General features: G+C 62.6%; 15 protein-coding genes. 5 read left to right on the top strand and 10 right to left on the bottom strand.

The window, feature by feature from the left end; all coding sequences use genetic code 11:
* The first annotated feature begins 387 nt into the window (after window positions 1-387).
* The 5 genes from QMC81_00490 to QMC81_00470 all read left to right on the top strand — a co-directional run bounded on the left by QMC81_00490 (window position 388) and on the right by QMC81_00470 (window position 5939).
* Window positions 388-966, top strand: coding sequence for a hexapeptide transferase (locus QMC81_00490; protein MDI6905949.1), 579 nt, complete (start codon window positions 388-390; stop codon window positions 964-966).
* Window positions 956-1522, top strand: coding sequence for a CBS domain-containing protein (locus QMC81_00485; protein ID MDI6905948.1), 567 nt, complete (start codon window positions 956-958; stop codon window positions 1520-1522). Before QMC81_00490 ends, QMC81_00485 begins: the two co-directional genes overlap by 11 nt.
* Before the next feature lie 80 nt (window positions 1523-1602).
* A complete protein-coding gene (locus tag QMC81_00480; protein ID MDI6905947.1) occupies window positions 1603-2991 on the top strand; it encodes an ArsB/NhaD family transporter in 1389 nt (462 codons plus the stop codon).
* A gap of 73 nt (window positions 2992-3064) precedes the next feature.
* On the top strand, window positions 3065-4615 hold the full coding sequence (locus tag QMC81_00475) for an ATP-binding protein (protein MDI6905946.1): 1551 nt from the start codon (window positions 3065-3067) through the stop codon (window positions 4613-4615).
* Window positions 4590-5939 carry a sigma-54 dependent transcriptional regulator gene (locus QMC81_00470; protein MDI6905945.1) on the top strand — a complete coding sequence of 450 codons (1350 nt, stop codon included), beginning with the start codon at window positions 4590-4592 and terminating at the stop codon, window positions 5937-5939. The genes QMC81_00475 and QMC81_00470 overlap by 26 nt, the downstream gene beginning before the upstream one ends.
* On the opposite strand, the gene QMC81_00465 is transcribed toward QMC81_00470, so the two are convergent.
* The 10 genes from QMC81_00465 to QMC81_00420 all read right to left on the bottom strand — a co-directional run bounded on the left by QMC81_00465 (window position 5936) and on the right by QMC81_00420 (window position 16257).
* On the bottom strand, window positions 5936-6409 hold the full coding sequence (locus tag QMC81_00465; protein ID MDI6905944.1) for a hypothetical protein: 474 nt from the start codon (window positions 6407-6409) through the stop codon (window positions 5936-5938). The two genes, QMC81_00470 and QMC81_00465, sit on opposite strands and share 4 nt — an antisense overlap.
* Before the next feature lie 16 nt (window positions 6410-6425).
* On the bottom strand, window positions 6426-7247 hold the full coding sequence (locus tag QMC81_00460) for a TIGR02186 family protein (GenBank protein MDI6905943.1): 822 nt from the start codon (window positions 7245-7247) through the stop codon (window positions 6426-6428).
* Complete coding sequence (locus tag QMC81_00455) at window positions 7247-8167, bottom strand: sulfite exporter TauE/SafE family protein (GenBank protein ID MDI6905942.1); 921 nt, start codon at window positions 8165-8167, stop codon at window positions 7247-7249. Before QMC81_00455 ends, QMC81_00460 begins: the two co-directional genes overlap by 1 nt.
* Before the next feature lie 215 nt (window positions 8168-8382).
* A complete protein-coding gene (locus tag QMC81_00450) occupies window positions 8383-8814 on the bottom strand; it encodes a universal stress protein (GenBank protein MDI6905941.1) in 432 nt (143 codons plus the stop codon).
* Window positions 8815-8958: 144 nt separating this feature from the next.
* Window positions 8959-9291 (bottom strand): 4Fe-4S dicluster domain-containing protein, encoded by a 333-nt coding sequence (locus QMC81_00445; protein ID MDI6905940.1) that lies wholly within the window; start codon window positions 9289-9291, stop codon window positions 8959-8961.
* A 47-nt stretch (window positions 9292-9338) separates the two neighbouring features.
* Window positions 9339-11114, bottom strand: coding sequence for an FAD-binding protein (locus tag QMC81_00440; protein ID MDI6905939.1), 1776 nt, complete (start codon window positions 11112-11114; stop codon window positions 9339-9341).
* A gap of 154 nt (window positions 11115-11268) precedes the next feature.
* On the bottom strand, window positions 11269-12153 hold the full coding sequence (locus QMC81_00435; protein MDI6905938.1) for a CoB--CoM heterodisulfide reductase iron-sulfur subunit B family protein: 885 nt from the start codon (window positions 12151-12153) through the stop codon (window positions 11269-11271).
* Window positions 12143-12748 carry a 4Fe-4S dicluster domain-containing protein gene (locus QMC81_00430; GenBank protein MDI6905937.1) on the bottom strand — a complete coding sequence of 202 codons (606 nt, stop codon included), beginning with the start codon at window positions 12746-12748 and terminating at the stop codon, window positions 12143-12145. Before QMC81_00430 ends, QMC81_00435 begins: the two co-directional genes overlap by 11 nt.
* A 120-nt stretch (window positions 12749-12868) precedes the next feature.
* Entirely contained in the window at window positions 12869-15013 is a 2145-nt protein-coding gene (locus QMC81_00425; GenBank protein MDI6905936.1) for an FAD-dependent oxidoreductase, read from the bottom strand.
* Window positions 15013-16257 carry a CoB--CoM heterodisulfide reductase iron-sulfur subunit A family protein gene (locus QMC81_00420; GenBank protein ID MDI6905935.1) on the bottom strand — a complete coding sequence of 415 codons (1245 nt, stop codon included), beginning with the start codon at window positions 16255-16257 and terminating at the stop codon, window positions 15013-15015. Before QMC81_00420 ends, QMC81_00425 begins: the two co-directional genes overlap by 1 nt.
* Between the last annotated feature and the right edge of the window lie 107 nt (window positions 16258-16364).

Here is a 16364-nt window from a genome sequence, read left to right as displayed (position 1 = left end):
GGCCGCCGGCCCCCAAAAGCAATGGCCTGCATCTGCTTCATACCGGCTTCCGCGACGTCCCGCCCACCAGACCGCCTTGACCCGGCAAACACCCCGTGTTAAAATTAGGGGTGATAATGTGAATCTATTCACAGATTTGTCACTACTTATGTTAGACTGGAACGTCACAGAAAAGGGACTCTCAACCTTCTGTCGCGCGAAATATCGTCACTTTTTAAACCAAAACCCGGTTCGCCGACCGAAGGTCCCACCCTCCCGCACCCGAGACGCGGTCCCGGCCGAAACGGTGAAATGATCGGTGTCGCCGGGCCCCTCGGCCCGTGATGCGGGGTCATCATCCACGGCAGAAGCTTGTTCAACAAAGTACCAAAAGGAGGGGGTTATGCCTTGTTGCGGCCCAGCCCGCTGACGGAGTGGAGCCAGGATTCCCGTATGCCGGCGGTGGCCGGGGACGCCTTTGCAGACCCGGCGGCCGTGTTAATCGGCGACGTGCGCATTGAAAGCCGGGTCATCGTCTGCCCGGGCGCCGTCCTGAGGGCCGACGAGGGCTCCCCGATTATTATCCGGCGGGACACAAATGTCCAGGACGGCGTGATCATGCATGCCCTGCTCAACAGTTTTATCGAGGTCGGGCCCTCTTGCTGCATCGCGCACGGCGCGATTCTGCACGGCCCCTGCGTGATCGGCGAGGGCTCCTTCGTGGGCTTCAGGGCCACCATCCTTTCGTCCCGCCTGGGACGCGGATGCTTTATCGGCCACGGGGCGCTGGTTTTGAACGTCGACCTGCCCCGAGGGACCTTCGTCCCTCCCGGGATGACGGTCGCCACGCCGGGCGACGTCGAACACCTGCCGCAGGCGGGAGAATCCCAGCAGGCGTTTACCGCCGAGGTTTTGCGCGTCAACCGCGAGTTGCGTCGGGGCTACCTGGCCCTGGAGGAGGAATCGCTGAAGCCACATGCCGTATGAGAAAACGGCTAAAGATCTAATGCTTCCCCTGGAGTCTTACCCGGCGGTAACCCTCGATGACACCGTCGGTACCGCGGTGGCGCGCCTGAAGGAGGCCACCGCCCGGGGTTTTCGCACTCTCCTGGTCGCCGGCGGAGACGGCCAACCCCTGGGCGTGATCAGCCAGAGGACCATCCTGCGGGCCATGCAGCCGGACTTCGTCATTACTGAAAGCTGGGTCCTTCCTGTCTGGTGGCGCGGTTTCTTCACCGCTAAGTGCCGCGAAGAGGCGCGGAAAAAAGTGCGCGAGGTGATGCGCCCGCTCAATTTCATCAGCGTCAACGCCAGCGACCCGATTTCCAAGGCCGTGCACCTTATGGTCAGCAATAACGTGGGAACTTTGCCTGTAGTCGAAAACGGACGGGTGACCGGCATCCTGCGCAGCCATGGCATCTTCGACGAAATCTGCACTTTGATCGAGGGTAACAACCCGGCGCCGGCCGGCATACCCGCCCCCGAAACCGCCGCGGACCGGCACTTGAGCGCCCAAGGCCCGCGGGGTGCCGGTCCTGTTTGAAACCCCCGCCGGCAGGAAACGCTCTTTACCCGGCGAACTGATTCACCAAATGGGAAAATGTTAATAAAGGGGTTCAGCTCGTGCCGGAAAATTACCAGGTGTTTTTCGCCACCGGAGTCTTTCTCATTACCTACGCCGTCATCGTTTCGGAAAAGATCCACCGTGCCGTGGCCGCCTTCGTCGGCGCCGCGGTGATCGTCCTTTCCGGCATTCTCGACCCGGAGGCCGCCGTTCATGCCGTGGACTGGAACACCATCGGCCTTCTGGTGGGTATGATGATCATCGTCGGGGTTACGCGGGAGACCGGCGTCTTCGAATACCTCGCCATCCGGGCCGCCAAGGCGGCCGGGGGGCGCCCCCTGGCCATCCTGGCCGCCCTGGCGGCGATCACGGCGGTGCTCTCGGCCCTTCTCGACAACGTGACTACGGTCCTATTGATCGTCCCCGTAACGTTCGCCATCGCCAGGAAGCTGGGACTTAATCCACTGCCCTTCCTGCTGACCGAGATCCTGGCCTCAAACATCGGCGGCACGGCGACCCTGATCGGCGACCCGCCGAACATCATGATCGGCAGCGCCACCCACCTGGGGTTTATGGATTTCGTGATCAACCTCACCCCGGTGGTGATCCTGATCCATGTGACCACGATCTTCATCCTGCAGATCTACTACCGCAAGCAGTTGCGCGTCAGGCCGGAGATGAGGGAAAGCCTTATGGAACTGGACGAGACCTCCGAATTGCGTGACATCGGGCTGTTGAAACGCTCGCTGGCGGTTCTGGGCCTTACCATACTGGGCTTCATGCTCCACCAGTACCTGCACCTGGAATCCAGCGTGATCGCCCTTGCAGGGGCGAGCCTTTTGCTCCTTGTCACCCGCTCCGACCCGGAGCACCCGCTACAGGCGGTTGAGTGGCCGGTGATCTTCTTCTTCGTGGGGCTATTCGTGGTGGTCGGCGCCCTGGAGGAGGTCGGCGTCATCAACATGCTGGCCCGCTTCGCCCTCGACGTCACCGGCGGACTGATCGTGCCCACCGGAATGCTCATTCTGTGGCTGTCTGCCATTGCTTCGGCCTTCGTGGACAACATCCCCTTCGTGGCCACCATGATCCCCCTGATCCAGGATATGGGCACCCTGGGCAACATCCCGCTTTCAGACCTGAACTTCCTCTGGTGGTCTTTGTCCCTGGGCGCATGCCTGGGCGGCAACGGTACGATCATCGGGGCCTCGGCCAATGTCGTCGTCATCGGGATGGCCGAAAAGCGGGGACTGCCAATGAGCTTCCTGGGCTTTATGAAGGTCGCCTTCCCGCTGATGCTCATGTCGATCGTCATCAGTTCCGTCTATTTGTACCTCTGGTACATACTGCCGACCGTACCGACGCTGCTGGCGACCCTGGGAATGGCCCTGGCCGTGGCTCTCCTGCTGCGGGTGGTCGGCCGCCGCTGGCTGGCCGAAAGCATGGGGTAACAGCCGGAGGGGAACACCGCCTTTGGAAGCTACGTTTCAGCCCGGGTAAGCCTTTTCTCAGGGGGGAATGAACATGCCCCTTTTCGCACTCCGCCGCCGGCTGAGCTTCCAGATCCCGCTCATCATCGGCGCCATCCTGGTGGTGCCGATCCTGGTCATGCTTTACGACCTGGCCTTCGCCAGCAAAACCGACGAGATCACCCTGGTCAACAAGGAGGAGCGGCTGGCCACCATCGTCCGGATCCTGGCCACCGACCTCGGGGAGCGAATCGAAGGACAGGTGCGGGACCTCCCGGCCTCCAGCCAGGCGGCCGTCCTGAGCGAGAACTTCACGGCGGTCGCCTCCCCTCTGGCCCGCGAACACCCCGGCGTACGGCTGGGGCTGTATGTACCTGCCAGCGACCAGATCTTCGCCGAAGGCTTTCTCCACGAATACCGGCGTCTGACACCCACAGAAGAGCGGGAGCGGGAACAGCGCATCTACCGCGAAGCGTCCTCCGGCATCACCGCCGTACTCGGCAGCGGAGAGCCCCTCGCCCGCCTGGCCGGCAACCCGGACGACCAGTTCTTTGAGCACCTGGTGCCCCTCTACGACGGAGGGAAGCTGGTGGCCGTCGTATGGGCCGAGGAACGCCTGAATCCCATCTTCACTCAAAGCCGCAATTTCCGCATGGTCACCCGCTACTTCAGTCTTTTCAGCTTCTTCCTCGGCGCCGTGGGCACCCTCTTCGTGGTCAACAACTTTGTCCGAAGAGTCGGCCAAATCCGCAGCGGGCTGGAGCACATGGAACGCAATATCCATGTCCGCCTCCCCGCCATGCCCGGAGAGATGGGCCAGATCAGCCTGGCCATCAACAAGATGGCCTCGGCCCTGGAGGAAAAGGAACGGCTGGAGGAACGCCTGCGCCGCGCCGAGAACCTGGCCGCCCTGGGCCGGCTGGTGACCGGCCTGGCCCACGAGCTGCGCAACCCCATCGGGATCATCAAGGCCACCGTCCAGGTCATGGAGAAGGATCCGGGCGTCGCCGGGGTTGAAGAGTACGCGGCGGTCGTAAAGGAGCAGGTTAACCGCCAGAACCGGGTACTCACCGAACTCCTGGAATTCGGGCGGCCGAGCCGCGGCGTGATCTTACGCCTGAACCCGGCGGACCTGCTGCGGTCGGTTCTCACCTTTACCGAATCCCTCTTCCGGCAGAACCGGGTTGCCCTGGAACTTCACGCCCCCGCCGATCTGCCCGCCATCCAGGGGGACGGAGAGAAGTTGAAACAGGTCTTTGTTAACCTGGTTCTGAATGCCGTGCAGGCGATGCCCGACGGCGGTACCCTCAGGGTGGTCGCCTGCGGCGATAGAGAGTGGGTCTCCATCTCCTTCCAGGACACCGGTAGGGGCATCCACGCCGTCGATATCGGGCATATTTTCGATCCCTATTACACGACCCGGGACGGAGGTCACGGCCTGGGTCTGGCCATCAGCCACCAGATCATCGAGATGCACGGGGGGCGGATCGAGGTGGAGAGCGAACCCGGGAAAGGAGCGACATTCACCGTCGTCCTGCCGGTGGCTGGCGAGGAGTCGCCCGAAAGAGGTGAGGCGGGCGGTGGTTCCCCGCATCCTGATTATTGACGACGAGGATCATATGTGCTGGGCCCTGGCCCGCGCCATGCGCCAGGAGGGTTATGAGGCGGTCACCACCACCAGCGGACGGGAAGGCCTGGCTCTTCTCAACCGGGACGGGGCCTCGCTGGTCATCCTCGACCTGAAAATGCCGGATATCTCGGGCCTGGAGGTCCTGGAGCAAGTAAAAAAGAACCAGCCGCGCCTGCCGGTCATTATGATCACCGCCCACGGAACCATCCAGACGGCCATTGAGGCCATGAAGGCGGGGGCCGCCGACTACATCACCAAGCCCTTCGATCTGGACGAGTTAAAGATCGTCGTTAAGAAGACCCTCCAGGTTTCCCACCTTTTGACCGAAGTCAGTTTCCTGCGCTCGGAACTGACCAAGGAACACGGCGAGATGATCGGTGAGAGCCCGGCCTTTATGGATGTCCGCCGCCTGATCGAGAAGGTGGCCCCCACCGACGCCACCGTTTTGATCACCGGCGAGAGCGGCACCGGCAAAGAGGTGGCGGCGGTGGCCATACACCGCGCCAGCCCCCGGCTTGACGGCCCCTTCGTCGCCGTCAACTGCGCCGCTCTGCCCGAGCATCTCCTGGAATCGGAGCTTTTCGGGCACGAGCGGGGCGCCTTTACCGGCGCCACGGCCCGCAAGCTGGGGCGCTTCCAGCTTGCCGACCGCGGAACCATCTTCCTGGATGAAATCGCCGAGATGTCCCCGGCGATGCAGGCCAAGCTGTTGCGGGTGATTCAGGACCAGACCTTCGAACGTCTGGGTGGTACCGAGACCCTGCGCGTCGACATCAGGATTATCGCCGCCACCAACCGTAACCTGGAAGAAGCCGTCCGCCAGGGCACCTTCCGGGAAGACCTCTATTACCGCCTTAACGTTATCCAGCTCCATCTGCCGCCGCTGCGGGAGCGGCGGTCCGATATCCCGCTCCTGGCACGACATTTCCTGATGCGCTTCCGTACCCTGTACCGTGAAACGGTGATCCTGCCCGAAGCGCTGGAGCTTCTGCAGCGCTACCACTGGCCCGGTAATGTCCGCGAGCTGCAGAACGTCATCGAGCGCGCCCTGATCCTCGCCCAGGGCGGGCCTATCGTCCCCGAACACCTGCCCAAGGAACTGCAAACGCCCAGGGCCGGCCCACCGGTACCGTTCGAACTGCCCGACGAGGGCGTAGCCCTGGACGAAGTGGAGAAGCAGCTCATCATTCAGGCCCTGCAAAAAAGTGGCGGCAACCAGACACGGGCCGCCGCCTTACTGCACATTACAAGAGCCACTCTTCTGTACCGGATGCAGAAACACGGTTTGACATGGCCCTAACACCGGGCCGTGACAAGACGGGCCACCTCATCGAACAGTCGTCCGGCCTCGACCAGGCCGATCAACGAATCCCCTTCCAGAACAGGGAGGACATCAAGCTTCGCCTTGTGCATGGTGTAGAGGACGTGCATTACCGTGTCTTCGGCCTGAACGGCCACTGCTCGAAGCGGGATCACCACCTCCTCGATGCTTATTGCGTCAGCCTGGGCACAGCGTTCGGCAAGCAACCCCTCCCAGAAGAGCGGTACCCACCAATCGCTGACTCTGGCGAACCGGGGCTGAAGGATCTCGAAAAGGCCGCGCAGGGGAAGGACCCCGATGGGCCGGCCGCCCGGGTCGTCAACAACCACCGCCCGGGACGCTGCCTGGCCGGCGGCGCGGACCGCATCCTTCAATTTGGCCCCGATGGGTATGCGGCCGAAGGCGTCAAGCGGGGTTACCAGGTCCCGCACCCTTGGTTCCTGGGCCATTGACACTGCCTCCTCACTACTGTCCGGCCGTGAGACCTTTCTCTTTGCCGGCCAAACCGTTCAGCCGGCGGAAGATCTGGGCTACCGCCAGTCCTGTGGCCAGGGCGACGATGATCGCGGTTATGCCGTAGGCGGCGGGCTCCTGTCGCGCTGCAGCATCCATCAGCCGCACCAACCACGTGTTACGCACCGTGACCGTCCGTTGGGCCTGGGCCACGACCCTGCCGTCCCGGACGGCGTAGGCCGTAAGACGGATTTCCCCCCGGGGCGCCTCCGGGGGCAGATAGACGTTCCCGGCGTAACTGGTGCCGTTGACATGGATCCCCTTGGGGATCAGGCGGTAGAGGTCTCCCTTCTCGTATGCCCGCACGAGGTCGTCAAGATAGGTCCGGGAGCGGTCCGGCGGGAGAACGTCGGCATGCTCCTCGTTCCCGGACAGCACACGGGCCCCTGCATACAGGGGGGCGTAATCAGGCCCGATCCCGGTCGCGCGCCGTACCCCGTCCGGGAGGTCCAAGCCGTTGGAGCTGAGAACCTGGTAGAGGGCAGGCATCCCCTGTACCCGTACCGCCTCCACCGCCAGCCAAACAGGACCCTTCCGCCCCCGGCGGGACAGCACCGACGTCTGCGCAGGGCCGACAATCTTAACGTACACCTGGCTCCCGGCCGGTGTTTCACCGGCAATCGCCAGGCGGCAGCCGTCAAAGCCCATACCCGCTTCGATGGTCCCGGCATCCGTCATCAGGGTCATCCGTTCTTCTGCTGCCGCCGGACTGAACGCCAGGGTGGCCGACACCATCAGCAGGACAATCACATGGAACAACCGGATACGCGCCATTAGTGCCCACCTCCCGCCCGGACGATGGTCATCGCGGTTTCCGGCGGGCTTAAGAGGCCGGCCATCATTCCGGCCATTACCGCTAAGACGGCCACCGCCAGGAAAAGGCGTATCTGCTGCGCGCGAAAGAACCGCGCGATACGCGCCCCGATTTGTGCGCCGATGGCCGCTCCGCCGAAGAGGACGACGGCCAGCACCAGGTCCACGGTATGATTGGTCAGCGCCTGCTGAAAGGTGACGCTGATGCCGGTGAAGACGATCTGAAAGAGGCCCGTGCCGACGGCCACCAGGGTGGGCACGCCCAGCAGGTAGATCATCACCGGAATCGTGATAAACCCTCCGCCGACCCCGAGCGTCGCGGCCAGGAAACCGGCGAAGAACCCCAGCCCGACGATAAACAGGATGGAGGTCCTGATACCGCTGACCCGGAACTCGGTTTGCAGGGGCAACCGGGCCAGCAGGCCCTTTATCCGGGATGTTGTGAACCCCGGCCCTCCGGAAGGGCGTTGCCGCGCCTGCAGGCTCTCGCGGAGCATAAAGGCCCCGATCAGCGCCAGCATGACCACGTACACCGCTTTGACGGCGTCATCATAGTGACCCAAACCGCGCAGGATCCGCACCACCTGCGCGCCCGCCGCACCTCCCAGAACGGCCCCGCTGAGGAAGATAAGGCCCATCTTGACATCCACGTTGCCCAGGCGCTTGTGTGCCAGGGCTCCGGTGCAGGAAGAGGCCACGATCTGGTTACAGCCCGAGGCCGCGGCGACCGCCGGCGGGATGCCCAGGAACATTAACAGGGGCGTAAGGAGAAAGCCTCCGCCGGTCCCAAAAAGCCCGGACAGGGTTCCGGCCGTTGCGGCCAGCCCGAGAACCGCCAGGGGATTGACCGCTATTCCGGCCACCGCCAGGTAAAGGCTCACGTTATCATCCCTCCGTTTTCAAGGCATATCTATCCCATGTATTTAGCAAGAATGATGCCATGGTTCTTCAGGCCCGATACGGGTCTGCCGCCCGCGTACGGCCCCGGGCGGGTGTAGGAAATGAAACAGCCCTCGCGGTGCGAGGGCTGCTGTAGGAACCTTAGCAGGCTGCTTGAAATGAGACAGCTGTGTGGCAAATCAGACAGCTGTGGGGTTTACTTGATGATGATCACCGGGCAGGCGGCGACGTGCAGGACCTTGTTGGCGACGCTCCCAAAGACCAAACCCGAAATGGAACCCGTCCCTTTGGAACCCATGACGATGTGGTCGTAACCTTTGTTGCGGGCGAACTGGGGTATGTCCCTCCCCGGATCGCCCTCCATAGCCATGGTCTCCACGCTGAACCCCGCCTCTTTAAATACGGCCTCGGTCCTGTCGAGGGCGCGCTGTGCCATTTGTTTGATGCTGTCCACCAGGCCTACCGGGGGGATCGGGGAATCATAGGTGTTAAACGCCGGCGGGATCGTGTACACATTGAGCAGGGTTACTTTCATTCCGGGCCGTTCCTGCAGGAGGTTGACCAGATAGGCGGCGGCCCTGAGGGCGGTTTCCGAACCGTCGGTCGGCAGTAGGACCTTCTCGAACATGTTCCTCTTCCCCTCCTTGAAAATAATAATGCCCACACGAATTACCTTTTGTGAATTCCTGCACATGCCTTACCAATATCATACCTACCCATCCGGCCGGTGGCAAGAGCTAAATAAATTAGGAAGGCAAATTTTCTCCGCCGGCTACTCCTCCTCTTCCTCGTCGTCGGTAAGGGTACGCATGACAAAGCGCTCCACCTTGCCATGGCAGTCGACCAATGTCCAGGTGATGGTGTTCGTCCCTACGAGAGGTATAAGCCGGGCCGGGAAATAGCCCAGTTGGTACTGGATCCTGGTAACAATCGCCTGGCGCGCACAGGCCTTCACACAGGTCATGCAGTCCCAGCAGTCCCCCGGATCGCGGCATATCGCCTTCCCGGAGGCCGGATCGATGGTCATCAAGTCCCCGGGGCAGACCTGCTCGCACATAGGTTCGCTTTCGCCTTGACAACCGTTACACTTCTCTGGGAAAACCACCGGCGGCAAGACCCATAACCCCCTCTACTCCCGGATCGGAGCCGGCGTCATACGCTTTCCTTCTTTCGATCCCCCGGCACGACCTGCACGTATGGCTCCTTGCTCATTATCAGTTCATCGGTCGCAGAATCCCAAACCGAGCAGATAAAGCAGTCATAATCCCCGTCGTCGGGCTCAGGATAATCGGTGCGGTTGACAAACCCGGGAAGCCTTGTCTCTTTGCGAAAGTCCAGGTGTTCAATGACCATCTGGCACACGTCAAGCCTGTTGACAACGTCCCAGGCCAGCTGCAGGTCGTGAAGGTCCTTCGCCACCAGGTACTGTAGCTGCTCCCGGCGCAGACGATTGATATGTTTTCTGGCCAGGGACAGGTAGGTTGCGTTAACACAGTACCAGCGGCTGCGCCCGCCGCAGTATTCCTCCATAACGTTCTGCATCCGCCACTCCATTTCCTGCGGCGTAACCCCCTCCTGAGGCTGGCCGTTGGTAAAGAAGGTGCAGCGGCCATAACGGTCCAGAGGCGCGAAGACACGAGCTTCCAGGGAGTCGAGAGTGGCGGGGTCCAGGTCCGCGAAAGGCGGGCGGTTCTTCTCCAGATAGGCGACCATGTTTCGCGCCGCCAGGCGGCCGCACGTCCAGCTGCCGGAGATGAAGCGTGACGGCGCCCCGCCCAGGGCATCGCCGGAAACGAACAGCCCTTCGACGGTGGTCATGTGGGACGTGCCGATGGTCCAGGCGCCGGCCGACGCGGCATGTGCGCCAAGGATGTTTGGATCTCCGACGTCCACCTCGACCGGTTCCTTGCGGGGGTCGAGGTCGTGCGCTCCCCAGTAGAGCACGATGGACGGCGCCATCTCCAGGTACTGGCTTTTCAGGCCGGCCACACGTTTCGGGTCGCCGAGGCGGGTATCGAAGTAGATCGGCCCGCGGTGTTGTTCGGTTTCCCGGGTGAAGGCCAGCACCCGTAGAGGGGTGGGCGCGTTATGCCCTCCGAGCCGCAGGTACTCCTCACGCTCGCGCATGAAGGCCTCTCCCGCCGCGTTGACCAGGGGCGCCCCCATGCCGATGGCCAGTGTCCCGGTCGGGGAATATGTATCTTTCGTGCGCAGGGGCACGACACGCATCTCGAAGCCGACCATCTTCGCCCCGGCACGCTTGCACAAAGCGTAACTGCCGCCGCAATTGAAGGGGAAATACCAGATACGATGGTGGGCGTCCCCATGACCGCGCGGGCGCCACAGCCCGGCGCAGCCTCCGGCGGCGATGAGGATCGCACGGGCCCGGGCGATATAGTACCGGCCGTCACGGACGCCGAAGCCTATACAGCCTGTCACCCGGCCGTCCGCCGTAATCAGGTCGGTAACGTAAACCCGGTTGTAGACGATGGCGTTGGCCATGGCGGCCATGCTTGCCGTGATCGGTTTGAGCAGCGAACCGTTAACCTCGACGTTCCACTTGCCGCGGTTAAGGTAGCGGCCGTCGGGTCTCTTTTTGATCGGCAGTCCCTGGGCCTCCATGAGGGCCACGGTTTCGTTGACGTGAGCGGCGACTTCAAGCAGGATGTCCTCCCGGATCGGCGCCCCGCAGCTGTCATAGCGGGCGTAGGCGACATAGTCGGCGGGGGTCCCCTGGTTGAGATACATGTTCAGGGCGTTCATCCCCGCCGAGAGGCAGCCGCTGTTCCGGATGAAGGCCTTCTCCAGAATAACGATCTTTAGGTCCGGACCGCCTACCTGCCGCGCTTCATAGGCCGCCAGGCACCCGGCCGTGCCGCCGCCGATGATCAGAATATCGGCCTCGATTTCCACTCTTCCCCTGGCCATCGTGTGTCCCTCCTAAGGCCTCCGCGATTCCCAACAGCGCACCCGCTTCAGGTCAAGGGATATGTATGCTATTCGCCCCGTACCCTGGTTTCCCCTCCCTGAGGCTTATGGAAAAACAAAAAGGGCGCCCCGCAAGGCGCCCCCCCTTATGGCCTTAGTTCTTAATGTTGTGCTTGGCGAAAAGCTTGTCAGGGGATACGACATTGAAGCTGAAACCGAGATCCTTCGGTTTAAGGTCAAAGGCCAGGCCGATCAACTGTGTAAGGAAGAAGACGGGTAAGTAGTAGTTGGTTCCTTTGACCCTGTTGATCTCCGCCTGATATACATCGGTGTTCATGTGGCACATCGGGCATGGGGTGACGATCGCCTCGGCGCCGTTCTTGGCCGCCGTCTCGAGGACGTAGCCCGTAAGCTCGTGAATCAGTTCCACCCGGGTGAACTGCTGCGAGCCGCCACAGCACCGGGCCGCGGCCGGGAACGGCACGGGGGTCGCGCCCAGGGCCTCGACGATACGGCTCAGCATGACGGGGTACTCAACGTTGTCAAAATCGCGCCGGCGGATGGCACGGACCGTCTGGCAGCCGGAGTAGCAGGCGATTTTCATGCCCGCCAGCGGCTTGATGGTGCGTGCCTTAAGATTATCCAGGCCGATGTCGTTTACCAGGACGTCGATCAGGTGGCGCACGCGCAGGCCGCCCTCGTACTTGAGGCCGGCCGCGCCCAGGGCCTCGCTGACCTGGGAACGGAACCTGGCGTCGGTCTTGAACTTCTCGTTCGCCCACGCCATGTTCAGGTAGCAGGAACTGCAGCCGACAACGATGTCGTTGCCGGCCGGTTCGGCCAGGGCCAGGTTACGCGCCGTCATGGCCAGCTGCGGCAGGTCCCCGATGGCGTTGGCCGACACAGTGGCGCCGCAGCAGTTCCAGTCCGGGATCTCCTTCAGCTCAAGTCCCAGAGCATGGCTGACGGCCTCGAGAGAAACCAGGTAGGCCTTGCCCGTAGCCTCCATTGAACAGCCGGGATAAAAGCTATACGCCATCCTGGTGTCCCTCCCTCTTCATAACCTCGGTCGCCTTCTTGACGATCTTGTGGACCTGGTCCAGCCCCTTGATCTTCTTCGGCGGCTTCAGCGGCAGACGTCCTTTGAGCAGCATCGGCTGGCCGACACTGCGCATCTTGAGGGCGATCGGGATGGCCCCCACGGGACCGTAAGCCTTCAGGAAGAAGCTGTTGGTCAACGCCAATTCGAAGACGCGCCCGCGCCTGAGCATATTTTCGGCAAAGATCTTGCTCATCAGGGCCACAGGTGCTTTAGACCCTTGCTGGATCAGGAAGTACTTAAGCCCATGCATTACATCGATGATCGGAATACCACGCGGGCAGCGTACGGTGCAGGTCATGCACGAGGTGCACAACCAGGGCGTCTGGGACTGTAGCACGGCTTCCTTGTCGCCGGCCTGGACCAGCTTGAACAGTTTGCGCGGCGGGAGGTCCATGAACTCGCGCGAGGCGCAAGTGACGGCGCACAACCCGCACTGCATGCACAACTTGGCGTATTCCCCGTTCTCGAGCGCGTAGAACTCACGCGCGAAGCCGGGATCGAACCTGGACGCCTGCTCGTTCGCGGCGGACATTTACTTACCCCCTCCAGACTGGTCTCGGTGTCAGAACTCTAAAGAGAAGTCCCTCCCGGGCGGCCGCCGCCGCCCGGGGGACTTATCTTCTCGTCTGCCAGTCAGAATACGACACCGGGCTTAGAAACCCTTCATGGGGTTGGGCCCCAGCTCATCCAGTCGGGCCGCAAAGCGGTCGATGATGCCGGGGATCTGGTCGTAGTCCATGATGCTTACTTCCTGGATCTGCACGCGTTCGGACTCCAGACCGAGCCGGTCCAGCGTTTCCGAGACCTTCGAGAGGCGGATCCCGGCCAGCTCACTGCCCTTGACGAAGTGGCACTGGTAGTCGTCACCGTGCTTGCAGCCCAGGAGCAGGACACCGTCGATGCCCTTCGACATCGCGTCGGCGATCCAGACCAGGTTCAGTGAACCCAGGCAGCGCACCGGGATAATACGCACCCAGTTGCTGTACTGCATACGCTGCAAGCCGGCCATATCGAGGGCCGGAATGGCGTCGTTCTCACAGGCGAAGACCAGGATGCGCGGCTTCTCCTCGTCCTCCTCCGGCACTTCGATGGCCTTGGCCATATTGCCGATCATCGGCACCGAGTAGTTCTTGAAGGAAATGATCCGCTCCGGACAGGCCCCCATACAGGTGCCGCACCGGCGGCAGCGGGTCGGCTCCGGCAGCGGGTTCCCCTTTTCATCCTCGTTGATCGCCCCGAACGGACACTCTTCGGTACACCGCTTGCACTGGGTGCAGCGCTGCATGAAGAACTCGGGGAAGGACAGGTCCCCGGACCGCGGGTGCACGGCTGCGCCGCGGGACACCGACTCCACGACCTGGATGGCCTTCAAGGCCGCGCCGGTGGCGTCCTCCACGGCGGCCGGGACGTGCATCGGCGCTCGCACGCTGCCGGCGGCGTACACGCCCGTACGGCGGGTCTCGTAGGGGAAGCAGATAAAGTGCGAGTCCGGGAAGCCGTACTTCAGGATCGGCAGCTCCGGTCCCTGGCGGTAGGCCAGGTTCAGGATGTTCTCCTCGCCGGCCGTAGTGGGCACCATGCCGTTGGCGAGCACCACCAGGTCCACGGGCAGGTTGACCTTCTCGCGCAGGATGACGTCCTCACCCTGGACGACGAGCTGCCCGCCGGACTGCTCGATCTTGATCGCGGAGGTCTCGCCCTTGACGAACACCGTACCCAGGTCCTGCAGGCGCTTGTAGAAGTGCTCATACTTCCCGGTAGCCCTGAGGTCCTTGTAGAAGACATAGGCCTGCGCCTCGGGGTTGAGTTCCTTGAGGTAGGCGGCCTGCTTCAGGGACTCCACGCAGCAGGCGGCCGAGCAGTAGGGCAGGTGCTCCTTGTCGCGGGAACCGACGCACTGGATAAAGGCCACCCGCTGGACGGGCTTGCCGTCGGACGGCCGGGTGATCTTGCCCTTCGCCGCCAGTTCCTCCATCTGGGCCTGGGTGATTACGTCCGGGTACTTGCCGTACCCGAAGTTTTCGAGGGGCGTGGGGTCGAAGGGCTTCGCCCCGGTGGCCAGGATGACCGCGCCGACGCGCTCGCCGGCGCTCCCGCCGGCGGTCTTGATGGTCACGTCGAACTTGCCGGGGCCGCCCTCGATCTTTTCAACCACCGCGGAGGTATAGACCTTAATGTTGGGATTGTCGGTAACGGCCTGTACTTTGGCCGGGACCTCGTTGGGCTCCAGGTCGGTATACGGGGGCCGGGACGGGGCCTGCTTGTAGAAGGCCGCCGTGTAACCGCCCAGGTTCGACTCCTTCTCGACCAGGACGGCACGGTAGCCGGCCTCGGCCACCTCAAGGGCGGCGGTCAAACCGGTCAGGCCGCCGCCGACGACCAGGACGTCCTTTGAAACGTCCTCCGGGACGAACGGCTCGGGCAGCTCGAGGGTCTTGAGCTTCGCCATCGCCATCCGGATGTAGTCCTCGGCCGTCATCTGGGTGTCCTCGTCGTTGGCCGGGTGACACCAGACAACCTGCTCGCGGAAGTTAATGCGCTCCACGATGACCTCGGGGCCGAAGTCAAAGACGTCGTAGTTCATGCGGGACGAGCAGCCCGCGATGACGACCGTGTTGACGCCCTCGGCGATGTCCTTCTTGATGAATTCCAGACCCTCCTGGCCGCACAGGAAGGGGTGCTGCTTGCAACTGGGAGCCTTGCCCTCCTTCGTGGCCACCTTGCACAGGGCGGCTACGTCCAGGGCTTCGCCGATGCCGCAGCCGGTACAAATGAAAAACCCGATCTTCTTATCCATTAGTTGCCACCCCCCGCCACAGCCTGAATAGCCTTGAGGGCCGCCGCCGTCGCGTCGCGTACCGTGGAAGCGACCTCCATCGGTTTCCTGGCGCAGCCGGCACCGACAACGCCGTCCTCGGAAGCCACGAAACCGTCGGCGTCAAGGGCCGCCGCACCGCCGGCGGGCTTCGCCGCCGGGGCCATTCCGGTCGCCAGGACGACCATGTCCACTTCCGGATGGATGACCTCGCCGGCCAGTTGGTCCTCGACCTCCAGGACGAGCTTCTTCGTCTCCGGGTTCTCGGTAATCTCGCCTACCTTCCCCTTGATGAAGACGACGCCCGCGTCTTCCTGAACCTTCGTGTAAACATCCTCGTACTTGCCGAGGGAACGGATATCGATGTAGAAGATGTAGATCTTGGCCTCGGGATACTGCTCCCGGACGTACATCGCCTGTTTCAGGGAGGCGAGGCAGCAAACCTGTGAGCAGTAAGGCTGGTGGTTCTCGTCCCGCGACCCTGCACACTGCACAAAGGCGATGGTTTCAATGCCCTTGCCGTCCGAGGGGCGGACGATCTTGCCCTGGGTCGGGCCGTTGACGGCCGCCAGGCGCTCCAACTGCACGTTGGTGATGACGTCCGGATAGCGGCCGAAACCGTAATACTCGATCTTCGTCGCGTCGTACGGATCCCAGCCGGTCGCCCAAATCACGGCCCCGACCTTCAAGTTCACGGTCTTGGCCTGCATGCCGAGGTCGATGGCCTTCACCGGGCATACTTCGACGCACTTGCCGCAGGAGGCCCCGGGGCAAACCGTGGAATCAACGACGTACTTCATCGGGAAGGAGAAGTTGTGCGGCAGATAAATGGCCTTTGTCTTGTCCAGGCCGTAGTTGAAGGGGTTCGGCCTGTCTTGCGGGCAAACCTCGACGCACTGGCCGCAGGCCGTGCAGTCCGGGGTAACGAACCGTGGCGTGAGCTTAATGGTAACATCGTAGTTGCCCTTTTCGCCGCTGATGGCCTCCACCTCGGCCAGGGTGAAAAACTTGATCCTCGGGTTGGACCGGATCCGCTTGAAGTTGATCTCCAGGCCGCAGTTCGGGGGGCAAAGCTTGGGGAAATAGTGGTGCAGCTGGGCCACCCGGCCACCCAGATAGGGGTTCTTTTCCACCAGGATGACCTCGTAACCCACCTCCGCTGCCTCCAAGGCGGCAGTCAGCCCGCCTATTCCCCCGCCGACGACCAGGATGCTTTTGTTAATCATCCTTTCACCACCCATGCTTTCTACTTTAGGGGAAAACCCTTACCCTCATTCCCCGGGCCTCCGGGCGTAATACATAAGGAGCGGGAGGCCTAGGCCTCCCGCTTCCG

It is taken from the genome of Thermoanaerobacterales bacterium (assembly GCA_030019475.1).
Taxonomy (GTDB): domain Bacteria; phylum Bacillota; class Desulfotomaculia; order Desulfotomaculales; family JASEER01; genus JASEER01.
The sequence above is the reverse complement of the archived record's forward strand: the minus strand, read 5'-3'. Positions and strand labels throughout refer to the sequence as shown.